Below are 15,637 nucleotides of genomic sequence, written 5' to 3'. Positions count from 1 at the left end.
TAGGAGGTTAAGCATGATGAACAAGAAGAAAAGACACAATCATCAGGTCGAGAATGCACACAGGCAACAGGCCAATCACGATCACAGTAACCACGACCACTCTCATGAAGGACACAGTCACTCTCATGAAGGACACAATCACTCGCATGGCGCTCACGGGCATCATCATTTTGATCCAAGTGGAAATAAAAAAGGGCTTATGATTGCGTTAATCATTACGGTTGGAATTATGTTTTTGGAGTTTTTTGGAGGGTTAATTACCAACAGCTTAGCCCTGTTATCGGACAGTGGGCATATGCTAAACGATGCAAGCTCTCTAGCATTAAGCCTAGTAGCGGTCTGGTTCGCAACCAAACCTGCTTCTCCGAACAAAACGTACGGATTTCATCGATTTGAAATTTTGGCGGCACTTTTAAACGGAGTTACTTTATTTGTAGTTGCTGGATTTATCATTGTAGAAGCTTATGGGCGATTTTTTGATCCGCCGACGGTTGCCAGTGGTTCTATGATGCTGATCGCAAGTATTGGTCTTTTAGCCAATGTAGCTAGTGCATGGTCGCTTATGAGAAAAGGGGATGTGAAAAATAATATTAATCTCCGTAGTGCTTATCTCCATGTGCTTGGTGATGCTTTAGGTTCGGTAGGGGCGATTATTGCCGGTTTAATTATGATGATTTTTGGCTGGTATGTTGCAGATCCTATCATAAGCGTTCTGGTTGCTCTATTGATTCTTAGAGGGGCATGGGGAATTATCAAACATACCGTTCATGTCCTTATGGAAGGCACACCGATTACAATTAATCCAGCTGAAGTAAAGGAAATCCTCGAAAGCATTGAGGGGGTTAGAAATGTTCATGACCTGCATATCTGGACCATAACTTCGGGCTTAGATTCACTCAGCTGTCATATCTTAATTGAAGAGGAAGCAGATGACCAACGCATTTTGCAGCAAGCGATTCGGTTAATTGCCGATCATTTCAAAATTCAACATACAACCATTCAGGTTGAAACTTCCGCTATAGTTCATGAAGAATTGAAAATCTAATCAATGATTTATTTTTTGAATAGAATAGGGGGGCTATAGTATAATAAAAATACGAGGAAAGGGGTGATCGGTGCATGGATAATCTGACTCACGAGCATGAATCATGCAGTACGGATGAGCGGAAAAGTCATCACTCAGATAAAACTAAAAAGAATTTGATTAGCCGGCTCAATAGAATTGAAGGTCAAGTTAGAGGGCTAAAAGGGTTAATTGAAAAAGACACCTATTGTGATGATGTGCTGCATCAAATCTCCTCGGTCCAATCTGCATTGAACGGCGTGGGCAAGCTTTTGCTGGAGCATCATATGAAAAGTTGTGTAGTGGAACGTATCCAGGATGGTGAGAACGAGGTACTGGATGAGCTATTAGTTACCATCAATAAATTAATTAGATAATTGATCAATCGGAAGGATTCCTTGGAATCCTTTTTTATTTGCTCAAATTGGGTATATATAGAGTAGGGGACTATCCTAATTTATGATTTCGAGAGGAGTATGTGTTATGGCACATCAAAACTACAAAGTGTGTATTGAAGAGTGTTTGAAATGTATGGTAGCTTGTAATCACTGTTACTCAGCTTGTTTGGATGAGGATCATGTGGGGATGATGAAGGAGTGCATTCGCCTGGATCGTGAATGTGCAGATATATGCGAGTTCGCAGCTCATGCGATGTCGATGAACAGTAAATATGCAAAAGAAATTTGTCTGGCTTGTGCAGAAGCTTGTGAAGCCTGCGGCAACGAATGCCAAAAGCATGATCATGAACATTGCCAGCAATGTGCAGAAGCTTGTTTTGCTTGTGCAAAAGTTTGCCGTGAAATGGCGGCATAAATTAAAGCTTGAAACTGAAAGGGCTGCCGCGGCAGTCCTTTATTCGTGAATAGGAAGCCAAATCTAAGGACAACTAGTGAGGTTTTGTAAAATTATTAAGCAATATAGGTAAATATAGTGTTAAAATTTATTGAAATAATACCTTTATAATCAAGAGATATAGATGCCATAGGGGATGGCTGAGAAAAAACAGAATGAGGGGGATGTTAACAACGTTATGATCAATCTTAGTCCAGAACGACTCCAGCAAGTTAGCTACATAGGGATTACTGAGGCTGATTTAGAATTATTAAAAAGCAAGGAGAAAGAATTCAACTTAATCGTTAGCTCATTGGTTGAGGAACTGTATAAACAGATGACGATGGAGCCAGAATTGCTCCACATCATTGAGCAGCACAGTACACTGGATCGATTAAAAGAAACACAGCAGTGGTATTTTTTATCCATGGCCTCTGGTGTGATCGATGAAGCATTTATTGAAAGACGTTTGCTTATCGGGAAAATCCATTCTCGTATTGGATTAACAACGAATTGGTATTTGGGGACGTACATATTATATCTGGATCTGGCTACTGCTTATTTTGAACGGATATTACCAAACGAGTGGAAGCCTGTTATTCATGCCTTAACCAAGATGTTTAATCTCGATTCACAGCTCGTTCTTGAAGCCTATGAAGTGGATGAAAAAGCAAAAATTGAAAACTTGCTGGAGAAGCAAAATCACCTGCTTACAGGAGTGAGTTCAGCCGTTCAGGAGCTGGTATCTTTGATGGTTCAATTAAAGGATAGCAGTGAATCGATAGAAAGTTTAGCTAGTAAAAATGCTGATTATCAAGAGAAAACGCATCAAACGGTATTATATTTAGACAAAGAGGTGGAGTCTATTCATCAAGTGGGTACGATGATTAGAGAAGTGGCTGATCATACGCATCTTTTAGGCTTAAATGCGGCTATTGAAGCGGCCAGAGCTGGAGAGTTTGGAAGAGGGTTTGAAGTTGTGGCTAATGAGGTTCGTAAGCTAGCCCGCCGCTCAAAGGATTCATTGGTAACCATTGACCAGAAACTAGACAATATCAATGCCACCCTTTCCAAGGTGAAAAAAGAATCAGAACATAACTCCATGTATTCCAAGGATCAAGTCAAAAGCTCTCAAGAGCTGGCTTCCTTCGTGAACTTAATTGAAAAAGTGACTGCTGAGTTAGAGAGCTTGAAATGAAGCTGCCACGGATTGAAACACTCCTTCAGAAAATTCTGAGGAGTGTTTTTTTGTTTGAAATATAAGAAGTTATTAGCGGTCTAGCTTAGACATCAGTTTTGGAGACACCGTTTAAGCTGGGCACATAATCAGCAGCCTTATCGATGTTCACCATCTGAGCGGCTTCATTGAAATTGTTGTTATTCTCCGCATTGTTTTTCTTACTTGGTTGATGTTTACCTGGAGCTTCTTTGGGATTGGCACTATTTTTGGGCATGACATTCACCTCCATATTCTTCACCTAGTATGAGAAGGTAGTTTGAATTTTATGCCAGCAGTTGACAAGTATATCATTAAAAGATATAGTTCATTTAATGATATATCTTTTAATGATACATATGAGGAGGTGATTAAGTGTCAAGAACGGACTCATTGGAAATGGGAGAGCTCACAGACACTGCATTTTATATTCTCTTATCTTTAGTCGAAGCCAAACACGGATATCTAATTATGAAATCGATCGAAACGATGACGAACAATCAATTTTCAATTGGGCCTGCTTCCATGTATACAACTATTAAGAAGCTGTTAGCGGCTGAATTTATTGAGCTGTATAAAGAAGAAGAGGATGACAAACGAAAAACGTATATTGCAACAGAAAAAGGGATTGGATTGCTAAGAAAAGAAGTAGAGCGCCGAAAAGAAATGATTAGACATGCAGAACAAATTCTCAAATAAAAGGTGGGGAATAGGCATGAAGAATACAAAATATGTGACCAGCGGGGGCTTAGCTTTTACTGAAAAAGGTGATATGCAGAAATTGAGTAAGTATGCCAAAAGGGGCTGGCTCCTGGAAAGCTTTGCACCATTTGGTTATAAGTTAAGAAAGGGAGATCCCCAGACTTTTGAGTACAGTGTAGATTATCACACGAATGTGGATGAGGAGTATTATTTGATTTTTGAAGATGCCGGATGGACCTATGTCTGTTCTGCCGGAAATGGGTTTCATATCTTTCGGGCAGCTGCAGGTACGGCGCCTATCTACTCAGACACTGGGACCCTCATTGACAAATATGAACGTGAAAAGAAAACGATGAGCAAAGCAGCCTTGCCATTGCTTATAGCTTTGATTGTTTTTATCTTCCTAGCGATCTTGGGCGTTAATGGATGGTTACCTGAGATGGTGAGGAATATCAGCCTAGTGTTAGTAGTGGTCACACTTTGTATGTTGGTCTTTCCGGGTCTTCCATACATTGCGTATCGACTTAAATTAAATAAATTACGAGAATAGCGAATGAATTTTTATCTAAAGGATGTATGCACAGCCATGAATGAAGTTGGTTGTGGAACCATCCTTTTTTTAGTTGAGGAGTGAGAACAAATCTAAGTCTCAGATATATAGTACTAATGATCTATTAATGGGATTTATTATATATTAATTCCATATTCTGTATTACAATGATAGCGAATACGAATTAGCTTGCTGTTTTCTTTCAAATTTATTACCACAATTGAAGAGGAGGCAATGAATGATGAAGAAGAATGCAAAGCTTAGGTTGAGTTGGAGAAGCCTTATTGTCGTATGTTTGATAATTAGTATTCTTCCTGCCGGTTCCGCGTTTGCAGCAGTGAACAAACCTTTTCCGCAACACACCACCTACACGAGTGGATCTATCAAGCCGAACAATGTAACCCAGACCAGTATGGATAATTCAGTGAAGACCAAATGGGATGCGTGGAAAACGGCCTATCTCAAACCAGCTGGCACTGGCAAATATTACGTTAAGTATAATTCAGATGGAGAAACGGTATCTGAAGCACATGGTTACGGGATGTTGTTCACAGTTTTGATGGCTGGTTATGACAGTAATGCTCAGACTTATTTTGACGGCTTATATAATTATTACAAGGCTCATCCAAGTACAATTAACCCTTATTTGATGTCCTGGAAGCAAAATAGCAGCTTTCAAAACATTGAAGGAGAGGATTCGGCTACAGATGGAGATATGGATATAGCTTTCTCATTGCTGCTTGCGGACAAGCAGTGGGGAAGTAGTGGTACGATCAATTATTTACAAGCTGCAAAAGATATCATCAATGCGATTATGGACAATGAGATTAACCAGACACAGTGGACGATTCGTCTAGGTGACTGGGCGAATAGTGGCTCGTATAATACAGCAACTAGACCTTCGGATTTCATGCTAAATCATTTAAAAGCATTCCAACAGGCTACAGGAGATACCCGCTGGACGAATGTTATCGATAAAACGTACACGATTATAAATAGCCTTTATACGGGTTATAGCTCTAGCACTGGACTCTTGCCTGATTTCGTAGTTTACTCTGGGGGTGTGTATAAACCTGCTGCGGCGAATTTCCTTGAAGATGCCAATGACGGGAATTACAATTACAATTCTTGTCGTACCCCATGGCGTATTGCAACAGACTATTTGATTACTGGAGACAACAGGGCGCTTACGCAGCTTAATAAGATGAATAGCTGGATTAAGACTAAAGTAAGCAGTACACCTGGTAGTATAAAAGATGGGTACAAGCTAAACGGAACCGTATTTGGAAGTTACAACAGCGGTGCCTTCTATGCTCCATTTGGGGTCAGTGCGATGACCTCATCAACTTACCAAAGCTGGTTGAATTCTCTCTGGAGCCACACAGCAAGCAGTGCTGCAGAAGATTACTATGAAGACAGCATCAAGCTGTTTTCGATGATCGTTATGTCTGGCAACTGGTGGACCTATTAAGAGAATATTTAGGTAGAAAAAGGCTGTCCCCAAAACGTTCATGCCCAAAACCATAAAAGCCAAACAGAACAGCGATTCTCCTAATATTGGAGAATCGCTGTTCTGCATTTTTGGTCAACTGCAGCTTGCTTCAGTAAATTATGGGCAAGTGAAAGCCACCCGATCTCTAACGTCACTTTTTTGTGCCGCAAAGCAGAAATCACTGGAATCCCCGAGATCCCCGCAATCTTCGTTTGTTCTTCGGTTATCCAAATACACTTTGCGGTTTCATCATTCGGCGTACGGCGGAGCATCCTTTATTTGATAACCAATTGAATCAAGGGGCGTACCTAGTGATGCTCCAAATGATGCAATAAGCGAAGCACTTATACAGCAATTAGGGAATTTCTCCCTGAAATTCAGAGATTTCTGTTCATAAGACATATAATTAGGGAAAACTTCCCTAAATTTTGGCCGATTCAGTAACTAATAAAGAAATCTCCCTGATTATTAGGGAGGAATTCCCTGATTTTGTCCTTTTAGAGCGAATATCGGCTATTTTCAGGGAGTATTTCCCTAATTAGTTTACACTTACGCTGCACATCGCACACCATTTCCCTATTTTTGGGACAACCTTTCTGAAGACTTTGCGGCATACAGATAAGCAGTACCGCAAAAGAATTGTGGTTTTAGCGAACGTTGTTTTCGGTGAAACGTCCTGCCAGTTTATATACAATTGGATTAAATAGGAAAATGTAGTTCCTTATATCTAAAAAAGGCAGGTGATAATATTGCTCTCAGACAAGAAACAATCTCTACTATTTATTATTATCGTATGGGCAATGGCGTTAGGGATGTTACTGCTTCCGGAATCGGCACAGGGTCTGTATGGGTTTACTCCTTTTTTCGCAGTATGTATCATGATGTTTCTGATTGTGAGAGATGGATACAGTGCTGAGGGATGGAGAAGGTTGGGCTTCAAATTTAGGGGAGGCAAAGAATACATATTGGCTTTAGTTATTCCCTTAGGTTCACTGGGAGCGGGTTATGCTGTCTATTGGATGGAATGGACTTCAAGCTTAATTCCTCCAGATTCATGGATCGAGATTGTTATATATTTGCTCGTTTACATTGTCCTTGGTTCGTTATCTGCTTTGGGGGAAGAGATCGGTTGGAGGGGCTGGCTGCTCCCGCGTTTTCAATGGATGGGAAGAGTAAGTTCTAGTGTAACAATGGGCTTAATCTGGGCTATATGGCATTATCCGGGGATTCTTGGGCCGCGTGCTTATCATTCCTCTGGAAGCCGCTGGCTCGTGGTGGTGCTCTTTACCTTATCTGTTATGTTTGCGGGCATCATTATAAATGAACTGCGTCTGTCCTCCGGTAGTATTTGGCCGGCAGTGCTTTTACACGGAACTAATAATGCTGTAGATAGTGTTTTGCACAATATTACTGTCAGTTCTTCACCTATGTTGGAGTATGTGGCCGGGGAGAGCGGTTGGGTTCCAATGATTTTATATGGGTGCGCAGCTATATGGATTCTGAATCGAAACCACAGAGTGAAACAGCAAAAAGCCAGAATAGAGCTATAATTCAATGCGGACATTTAGAAGGGAAGGAATATCATGCATAAAAGTATATAATTTCCTGTGTGATTCATATAAAATGGTAGGGGAATACCAACTAAGAATAGAGATATGTATAATTTTGTTCGTTCGGGGGATTTGAAATGACAGTAAAACTCCGCCAGTTATTCATATCAGGGTTACTTTGCATTTTTGCTTTTCTTATTATTCATTTTGTGGGGGTCATTCACTCTAATATCTTGCTTGGCGTTGGTCTGGAGCAGAATGAACGAGGGCAATATTATATTGCTGAGGCAGACGTTTTTAGCGAAGGGTATAAACAGAATTTAAGGGAAGGGGATATCTTATTACGGGTTAATGGGAAACCGATTGACAAAGTGGACGAAGCTGTTAGATATGGAAGCTTAACTCAGGTTCAATCCGTTGACCTTCTTCGTAACTCCAAGGGGGGTGCTCCACTTGCTTTGCATTATGATATTGAGAATAAATCCTCCATATATCATACGTTTACCCAGCTTGTAGTCCCTGGAGCGACATTTGTTTTTTTGGCAGTGTTAAGCCTTCTATTATACCGCAGGAGAAGCGGGGATCGCTCAGTAGAGCTGCTGATTTTATTCTTTTTATTAGTCGGAATAACTTACTTTGCGGGATATGCCTCAAGTAGATCTGATCTTATTGGTAGAATCGCGATGGGTTGCGTGTTGCCTTTAATTCCACTGGTTTTTATTCACTTTCTCCAAGTATATCTGAAACGATTTGATGTATTAGTTCTATCTACTACTGTAATCAAAATATACTATGGCCTGGTCATTTTACTAAGCCTATTTTCCACCTCCAGTCTAATGGTTTACTCCTGGGATAGATCTTTGTATTCCTTTGTAAGGTTAATTATTATTGGGTTCTTTGTTTTTGGGATTTTTTACAGCATATTTAAGCTGCTATATTTATACCTTGCTTATCGAAGCACAGCGCTTAAATCGATGTTTAAAATTATGCTTACCGGACAAATCCTTGCGTTTACACCGTTTGTTCTCGTCTCAGCTGCACCCATTGCTGTTGGGGTCAACCTGATTCCTTACGAAATTACTACGATCTTTTTGTTTTTGATGCCAGTTACTTATTTTTATCTGCTGACAGCTAGGCAACTATTTGATATTGATTTCGCTTTTAATCGGTTTAAATATTATTTATTAATTGCTTTTTTTCCGGCGCTAATGATTGTAGCCGTACTTGCGATCATTCAGAGCAGGCAAGAGTATGATTGGATCAAATGGATTCAGATGTTTTTGGTTGTATATTTATCTATTACAATCTTTTTATTCTTTAAGGAGAAAATAGATTATTATTTCCGGCCTAAACTGTTCCGTGAGCTTTATCATTATCAAGGTAGTCTGGAGCGATTCTCGAAGCAAATCTCCAAGGTTATGATGCGGTCTGATTTGGAGGCTGCAATTTACAAGGAAATCAATGAGATTTTACCGGTTAGTCGGTCTGCTTTTTTTGAGAGAGATGAGGATATGAGTAACCTCGAACAAATAGTCGACAATTCGGGCCAAGAGATCAACATAGAATTTGTATCGAAATCTCCAGTTTTTAAGGTAGGAGAAGTAGTTCAACTCAAACAGGGGATCTTACTCGTAATCGGACGTCACCAAAAAAAATTTCATCTCCTCTGGATTGATCATAAGAAGAACCATACAAAGCTTAATTCGGATGAGCTTAACTGGTTAAATACCCTCGCAAATTATGCGAGTATTGTCTATGAGAATTTATATCTTATTGAAGGCTTGATTGAAGACCTTGAAGCAGAGATGAAAAAAGAGCTACATGCAGCACCATGGGTTCTACGCCTGATCTTTAACTTATCAGAGAAAGAACGCAGAAAGCTGGCGGCGGATTTACATGATTCTGCTCTTCAGGATCAGCTCATTTGGCTTCGCAGGCTGGAAACACTGATCTCCGATCATGATATTGAGGCGGATATTTTGCCAGAGCTGCTTCAGATTAAAGAGGGACTTCTGGATGTGATATATCAGATTAGGGAGACCTGCAATGAACTACGTCCACCGCTGCTAAGAGAGACCGGAATTGTGAAGGCACTGGAACTATTGTTTGAGTATGCCCAGCTGCAGTCCAACTACATTATCACCTTTACATCCAGTCCGATTGGTGAGCTAAGTGAAGACCTGGTGATTGCGTTGTATCGAATAGTACAGGAGCTCCTGCGGAATGCCGGGAAACATGCCAAGGCGAATCAGATTGAAATTGAGTTGGACCAGCAAGAGCACCTCTATTTTCGATATAAGGATGATGGGATTGGCATGAATATAGTTGATATCAGGGAATCTTTTCAGCATATGGGCCTGTCTGGAATCAAAGAACGTGTTGCTAGCTTAGAGGGGGAGTGCACTTTTACCTCGGAGAAAGGGAAGGGACTGGAGGTTATTATTTATTTACCGACAATGGCTTTTGTAGAAGAAAAGCACAGAGGAGGCGATGACGATGATACGTATCTTGTTGGTTGATGATCATCCTTCAGTCGGAGAAGGAACCAAAACTATGATTGAGCAGGACGCGGATATGGAGGTTACTTTTGTTTTGTCAGCGTTGGAAGCTTTGGATAGGCTTGAGCAACAAGAATTTGATGTGATCTTATGCGACCTCAACATGCCTACGATCAGCGGACTTGAATTCGCCAAAAGAGCCGTTCAACGTGATCCTGAATCTAAAGTGGTGATTTATACCGGATATGAGATCAGTGCTCATTATAATCTTTTGATGGAGTCAGGGGTCACAGGATTTATCTCTAAAACAGCTTCCCGAGAACAGTTGTTAAATACCATTCGTTGTGCACTAAGGAATGAGGCGGTCATTCCGGTGTCTTTACTTAAACAGCTACGAAGAAATGATATCAAGATTTCTAATCACCGGGATAATCGGCTGCTTGAAGAAGTGTCCATTAATCAAAGAGAACAGGAAATACTCCAAGAAGTAGCTAGTGGAAAAAGCAATAAAGACATAGCCAGCAAGCTTTTAATGTCACAAAGGACTGTAGAGTATAACCTGACGAGAATCTTTGAGAAGCTTAGTGTACATTCCAGATCCGAAGCTATAGTGGAAGGGAAGCGACTAGGTCTTGTTAGGATGGAGACTTTCTAAGTTGAAGCCCATACAACCCAATACATAGTTTTGTTAGTTTTATTCATGTGTTAAGCACCTCACTTTTGCATCTTGATCGTCATTACCTGTAATTCATAATTCTGAACCATTCAGGTATTTAGAGTATTATTCTGAAGAAATCAAGGAGGAACATCCATATGATTGACATGAACCAAATATTTTTGATTACAGATATCCCAGGTTACTCCCCGCAAATCAGCCGACTTTTATCCATGATGAACTATGCAAGATATACAACATTAGAAGCCGTTAAGGGTCTAACTGCGGAACAACTGGATTATTTATTGGATGCTCAGAGTAACTCTATTGGAGCGTTATTATTGCACTACGCTGCTGTAGAATTTGCATATCAAGTGGCAACGTTTGAGCAAAGAGATTTGTCTGAAGAAGAGCTAACGAGATGGGGACCAGCATTAAATTTAGGCGACGAAGGACGAGCGAATATTAAGGGGAATGACCTAAGCTATTATTTAGATCGCCTAAATGAAGTTAGACAAAAGACTTATGAATTATTCGCAACCGTCGATGATAATTGGTTATATACTGAAGAGGAATTCTGGCATAACAAACCTGCGAACTACTATTTTATGTGGTTTCACGTTTTTGAGGATGAAATCAATCATAGAGGCCAGATTAGGCTGATCCGAAAAAGAGCACTAGCTTAAGAAAGGAAGCGCGCGAATGGAGTACATAGAGAAAAATATAAAGCCTTTATTTAGGAAATATCCGCTGCTCTCGAAATTTGTATTAACAGTGGTGATTATAGACATCGTTTATTACGCCGGCAAACAAGTTGGAGGATTAGCTTATTACCTCATGCACTAATTTCTTTTGAAAATAAGCCGAATAGAAAAGGCGAGTTCCACTCATTTTGAGTGTGAATTCGCCTTTTTATATTGCTTAACCTAAATATCTGCTGTAGCTCTGACTCTTCCATGTGGCTATCCAGTTCATTATCAGTTCACACAAATTTGTTAGGATATGAAACATCAAAAGAGATATAGAGCATGACCAGGAGAGGAAGAGAAACAAATGAAAATATTAGAAGTTAAACATGTAAAGAAATCATATACTTTGTACGGTAAAGAAAAGGTGCCAGTACTCCATGATGTGAATCTAAGCTTTGAGACAGGTGAATTCGTCTCTATTCTAGGTGAGTCTGGCTGCGGAAAGTCCACACTGATGAACATCATTGGGGGAATGGACTCCGATTATGAGGGCGAGGTCCTTGTCCGCGGAAAGAATTTAAGCACGATGACCGAAAAGGAAATGGATGATTATCGCAAGAACAATATTGGCTTCGTTTTTCAAAATTTCAATCTGATCCCGCATCTGTCAGTTTTGGAGAATGTTACAGTGGCGATGCAGATGACGGATACCAGTGAGAAGGACCGCAATAAACGTGCTATAGATATTTTGACTGAGGTAGGCTTGAAAGAGCACCTGAAAAAACGTCCCAATCAGCTGTCCGGTGGACAGAAGCAAAGAGTGTCCATTGCCCGCGCGCTAGCGAATAATCCTGATATTATTTTGGCAGATGAACCTACAGGGGCCTTGGACAAGGATACCGGCGATCAAATTTTAGCCTTATTGGACAGCATAGCCAAAAGAGGGATATTGGTCATTACCGTGACCCACTCACAGAAAGTAGCCGACTCTGGTACCCGTATCGTAAAGGTGGAAGAAGGACGGATTAAAGATGATATTCAGTTAAAGGACCGCTCCTTGATTAGTTACGATGGAGGAGAGGGGTCATCCCGGAATCTCAGTTTATTTGCATCTTTTAAAATGGCTCTGCAGAATATGAAGCTCAACGCCAAACGTAATGTATTGGTAGCTTTGGGTGGGTCTATTGGTATTTTAAGCGTACTGTTGATGCTTTCCTTAGGGAATGGAATTACGAACTATATGAATGACGAAATTAATTCAAGTATGGATCCTTTACTCGTGGATATAACTAAACCCAGTGAAGAAGCTAAAGGCATGCAAGGTCCAGAGGCAATGATGTTGCCGGGCGAAACGTTTACGGCTGCCGATATTGAAACCATTCGAAATATTCCAAATGTTGATTATGTAGAAACCATCACTTCCATTTCGGGCAAATCTACTATGGTTTATGCAGATCAGACGGTTAGTCTTACACAATTAACTACCTTAACGGATGCTTTTGCTAAAGAGACGATTACCGCAGGGGCTTTTCCAGAGGACAAAGAGATATTATTACCCGTGAAAACGGCAAGTAAATTAAGCGGAAACGACAGTCCAGAGTCTTTGGTAGGGAAGTCGATTCATCTATATATTAATGAAATGGATGCTAAGCATAAACCGGTCACATTGGAACAAGAAGTCACTATCTCTGGTATTTATGAAAGCACTGATCCAAGAGCGCAAATGCAACCCACGGGTTATCTTCCAGCGCAGACTTTGGAGCAAATGTATGCTGACAAGGGGATTACAATAGGTCCAATTCAAGTTAATGCTTTTGCAACCGATATGAAATATGTGAATGATATTAATGCAGCCGCTGTTGATGCTGGGTTCTCAGGTTCTCAATCGGCAAAAATCATGGAGCGAATCACAACTTATGTGAATATGGCTACTATAGTTCTCTCTGGTATTGCCGGGATTTCACTTCTCGTATCAGGGATCATGATATTGGTTGTGCTATATATCAGTGTAGTGGAACGGACTAAGGAAATCGGGATTCTTCGGGCAATTGGCGCAAGGAAAAAAGATATTAAGCGTATATTCTTTTCTGAATCAGCTTTATTAGGTGTATTCAGCGGTATCTTTGCGGTACTCTTTGCTATTGTCATTAGTTATGTGTTAAATATTTTCTTGGACAATGCTTTTGGAGTGAAACTTATTAATCTATCCGGTTATTATGTGTTATTTGGGATCGTTGTGAGTACCCTGATTAGTATTATCGCCGGTTTGATGCCATCCTCTAAGGCTGCCAAACTGGATCCAATGGAATCTCTACGATATGAATAAATAGGTTAGCGGAGAGGATAATTGAGAGATGAACACGATTCTAGTGGCGGATGATGATTCTCATATCCGTAGATTAATACGATTATATCTTGAAAAAACCAATTTTCCGTAGTGGAAGCAGCAGACGGTCAAGAGGCATTAGACATTCTAGCGCATACAAAGATCGATTTGGCGATTGTAGATGTAATGATGCCGAATGTAGATGGTATTGAATTGACCGAAGATATCCGATCTTATATCGATATTCCAATTCTGATGGTTACAGCTAGAGGAGAATCTAAGGACAAAGTCAGAGGATTTAATGCCGGATCAGATGATTATTTAGTCAAACCGTTTGATCCCATAGAATTGGTCCTGCGGGTAAAATCACTATTAAAAAGATATCATTTAACCTCCTCGAGTGTGATTCAATTAGGCGCAGTGATGATTGATCTGGGGAATTTGACAGTTGTTGCGGCTCAGAGAACGGTGGAGTTGAAGAAAAAGGAATGTGAGTTGTTATTTGCTCTGGCGGGTTCGCCAGGGCAAATATTCACGCGTTCTCAGCTCATAGAAAATATTTGGGGTGTCGATTATGAAGGCGACGAGCGTACGGTAGATGTGCATATCAAACGTCTGAGAGAAAGATTGGAATCGATTCCTGAGCTAATTATTTCTACGGTAAGAGGACTTGGATACCGTCTGGAGTTGGCCTAAATGTTGAAAAAAAGCCTGCGTCTGCGTATTGTCATTACGTTCATTGGGATTGTGATCGTCAGCTTAATGATCTCTTTTTTGCTAAATGTACGGTTTTCCGAAAATAATGTGACCCCAAACCATATCTTCATTAGAGTAGCTGGAGACGTAGCCAAAGTGCTTACCCTAATCGATGATCCGGAAAAAACACAGGCATTTACTAAACTACTCAATAAATATGGTGTCGATATTGCGAAAGTGAGAGTGAATGAGTGGAGTGATGCTGTTTTTTCAGTGGATAAGGAGAAGGTTGCCGCTCTATTTAAGCCAGACTCCACAGACGCAGTGATGCTTAATGATAAGTCTGGTGTTGCTATTGTTGGCATTCCCATCGTAGATAAGGAGAAAGCTGCGCTCATCATTAAAATTGATTTTTCGTCGAGCTTGATCACATTCAGACGTAACGTATTTTTTACACTTCTAACGGTTTTAGTCATCGGAAGTTTACTGATTCTCTTGATATCCGGTTTCATTGTGAAGCCTATCAAACGTCTGACGGAAGCTGCTAAGAAAATGGCATCAGGCGATTTATCTGTACGATTGACGCATAAAAATCAAGATGAGTTCGGGGAACTGATGGAAAGCTTTAATCATATGGCTAGTGAGCTGCAAAAGATAGATTCAGTTCGTGATGATTTTGTCAGCAATGTCTCTCATGAAATGCAGTCTCCGCTTACGTCGATTAGAGGGTTTACTAGAGCGCTGCAAGATGGTGTCGTTCCAGTAGAAGAGCAAAAAGAGCATCTGGATATTATTTATCAGGAAACGCTGCGCTTATCCCGCCTAAGTGACAATCTGCTTAGATTAGCCTCGCTCGATTCAGAACATCATCCGGTTAATCTCACCACTTTCCAGTTGGATGAACAGTTAAGAAGAGCGATCGTTCTGGCGGAACCCCAATGGGCACAGAAAAACATTCAGATAGAATTAGATTTATCGCCCTGCGAAATTACGGTGGATAAAGATTTATTTGATCAAGTCTGGCAAAACCTAATCAATAATGCTATAAAATATACAAGCCAAGAGGGTATCATTCATGTCGAAATCGAGCGTTCTATAGCGTTTGTGAAGGTTTCTATTAAAGATTCTGGTCAAGGCATACCAGAGGAAGCATTGCCCCGCATTTTTGATCGTTTTTATATGGTGGATAAAGCGCGGAGCAGCGTTCATAAAGGGAATGGACTTGGATTATCCATTGTTTTAAAAATTCTAAAAATGCATGATTGTAAAATAGAAGTGGAGAGCAGGGTTGGGGTAGGAACCCAGTTTATCGTCTCGATCCCTATCTCTCAACCCTATGAATAGTTAATGAGCTGAAGCTTAAGGCTAA

General features: G+C 40.4%; 14 protein-coding genes and 2 pseudogenes. 14 read left to right on the top strand and 2 right to left on the bottom strand.

The features are described 5' to 3' along the window. Positions 1-13 precede the first annotated feature (13 nt). The 4 genes from NSQ50_RS27395 (at position 14) to NSQ50_RS27380 (ending at position 3,092) form a co-directional block, all read left to right on the top strand. Entirely contained in the window at positions 14-1,045 is a 1,032-nt protein-coding gene (locus NSQ50_RS27395; RefSeq protein WP_256717067.1) for a cation diffusion facilitator family transporter, read from the top strand. A 74-nt stretch (positions 1,046-1,119) separates the two neighbouring features. After that, a complete protein-coding gene (locus NSQ50_RS27390; RefSeq protein WP_036681383.1) occupies positions 1,120-1,440 on the top strand; it encodes a metal-sensitive transcriptional regulator in 321 nt (106 codons plus the stop codon). A gap of 106 nt (positions 1,441-1,546) precedes the next feature. Then, positions 1,547-1,876, top strand: coding sequence for a four-helix bundle copper-binding protein (locus NSQ50_RS27385; RefSeq protein WP_076142221.1), 330 nt, complete (start codon positions 1,547-1,549; stop codon positions 1,874-1,876). 175 nt (positions 1,877-2,051) lie between these two features. Then, on the top strand, positions 2,052-3,092 hold the full coding sequence (locus NSQ50_RS27380) for a globin-coupled sensor protein (protein WP_306068392.1): 1,041 nt from the start codon (positions 2,052-2,054) through the stop codon (positions 3,090-3,092). Positions 3,093-3,177: 85 nt separating this feature from the next. On the opposite strand, the gene NSQ50_RS27375 is transcribed toward NSQ50_RS27380, so the two are convergent. Further along, a complete protein-coding gene (locus NSQ50_RS27375; RefSeq protein WP_155288200.1) occupies positions 3,178-3,348 on the bottom strand; it encodes a hypothetical protein in 171 nt (56 codons plus the stop codon). Positions 3,349-3,485: 137 nt separating this feature from the next. On the opposite strand from NSQ50_RS27375, the gene NSQ50_RS27370 reads away from it, so the two are divergent. From NSQ50_RS27370 to NSQ50_RS27360, 3 genes are all read left to right on the top strand, one after another. After that, complete coding sequence (locus NSQ50_RS27370) at positions 3,486-3,809, top strand: PadR family transcriptional regulator (RefSeq protein WP_036681391.1); 324 nt, start codon at positions 3,486-3,488, stop codon at positions 3,807-3,809. A gap of 16 nt (positions 3,810-3,825) precedes the next feature. Further along, positions 3,826-4,362: a DUF2812 domain-containing protein gene (locus NSQ50_RS27365; protein WP_036681393.1), complete on the top strand. Its 537-nt coding sequence runs from the start codon at positions 3,826-3,828 to the stop codon at positions 4,360-4,362. 238 nt (positions 4,363-4,600) lie between these two features. Next, the gene (locus NSQ50_RS27360; protein WP_235219458.1) at positions 4,601-5,833 is read left to right on the top strand and encodes a glycosyl hydrolase family 8; all 1,233 of its coding nucleotides are present in this window, start codon (positions 4,601-4,603) and stop codon (positions 5,831-5,833) included. Positions 5,834-5,913: 80 nt separating this feature from the next. Here the strand turns inward: NSQ50_RS27360 and NSQ50_RS31680 are convergent. After that, positions 5,914-6,119 (bottom strand): annotated as a pseudogene (locus NSQ50_RS31680) (hypothetical protein); the annotation flags it as partial. A gap of 475 nt (positions 6,120-6,594) precedes the next feature. On the opposite strand from NSQ50_RS31680, the gene NSQ50_RS27355 reads away from it, so the two are divergent. From NSQ50_RS27355 to NSQ50_RS27325, 7 genes and pseudogenes are all read left to right on the top strand, one after another. Then, on the top strand, positions 6,595-7,404 hold the full coding sequence (locus NSQ50_RS27355; RefSeq protein WP_143758642.1) for a CPBP family intramembrane glutamic endopeptidase: 810 nt from the start codon (positions 6,595-6,597) through the stop codon (positions 7,402-7,404). 137 nt (positions 7,405-7,541) lie between these two features. After that, positions 7,542-9,923: an ATP-binding protein gene (locus NSQ50_RS27350; RefSeq protein ID WP_036680325.1), complete on the top strand. Its 2,382-nt coding sequence runs from the start codon at positions 7,542-7,544 to the stop codon at positions 9,921-9,923. Next, on the top strand, positions 9,901-10,557 hold the full coding sequence (locus tag NSQ50_RS27345) for a response regulator transcription factor (protein WP_036680324.1): 657 nt from the start codon (positions 9,901-9,903) through the stop codon (positions 10,555-10,557). Before NSQ50_RS27350 ends, NSQ50_RS27345 begins: the two co-directional genes overlap by 23 nt. A 167-nt stretch (positions 10,558-10,724) precedes the next feature. Next, a complete protein-coding gene (locus tag NSQ50_RS27340) occupies positions 10,725-11,243 on the top strand; it encodes a DinB family protein (RefSeq protein ID WP_036680360.1) in 519 nt (172 codons plus the stop codon). Positions 11,244-11,610: 367 nt separating this feature from the next. Continuing rightward, the gene (locus NSQ50_RS27335; protein WP_036680322.1) at positions 11,611-13,572 is read left to right on the top strand and encodes an ABC transporter ATP-binding protein/permease; all 1,962 of its coding nucleotides are present in this window, start codon (positions 11,611-11,613) and stop codon (positions 13,570-13,572) included. Between the two features lie 28 nt (positions 13,573-13,600). Next, positions 13,601-14,268 (top strand): annotated as a pseudogene (locus tag NSQ50_RS27330) (response regulator transcription factor). Further along, positions 14,269-15,612: a sensor histidine kinase gene (locus NSQ50_RS27325; protein WP_081386940.1), complete on the top strand. Its 1,344-nt coding sequence runs from the start codon at positions 14,269-14,271 to the stop codon at positions 15,610-15,612. Positions 15,613-15,637 lie beyond the last annotated feature (25 nt).

Source organism: Paenibacillus sp. FSL R10-2788, from assembly GCF_038003885.1.
In the GTDB taxonomy this organism is placed as follows: domain Bacteria; phylum Bacillota; class Bacilli; order Paenibacillales; family Paenibacillaceae; genus Paenibacillus_AQ; species Paenibacillus_AQ odorifer.
The sequence above is the reverse complement of the archived record's forward strand: the minus strand, read 5'-3'. Positions and strand labels throughout refer to the sequence as shown.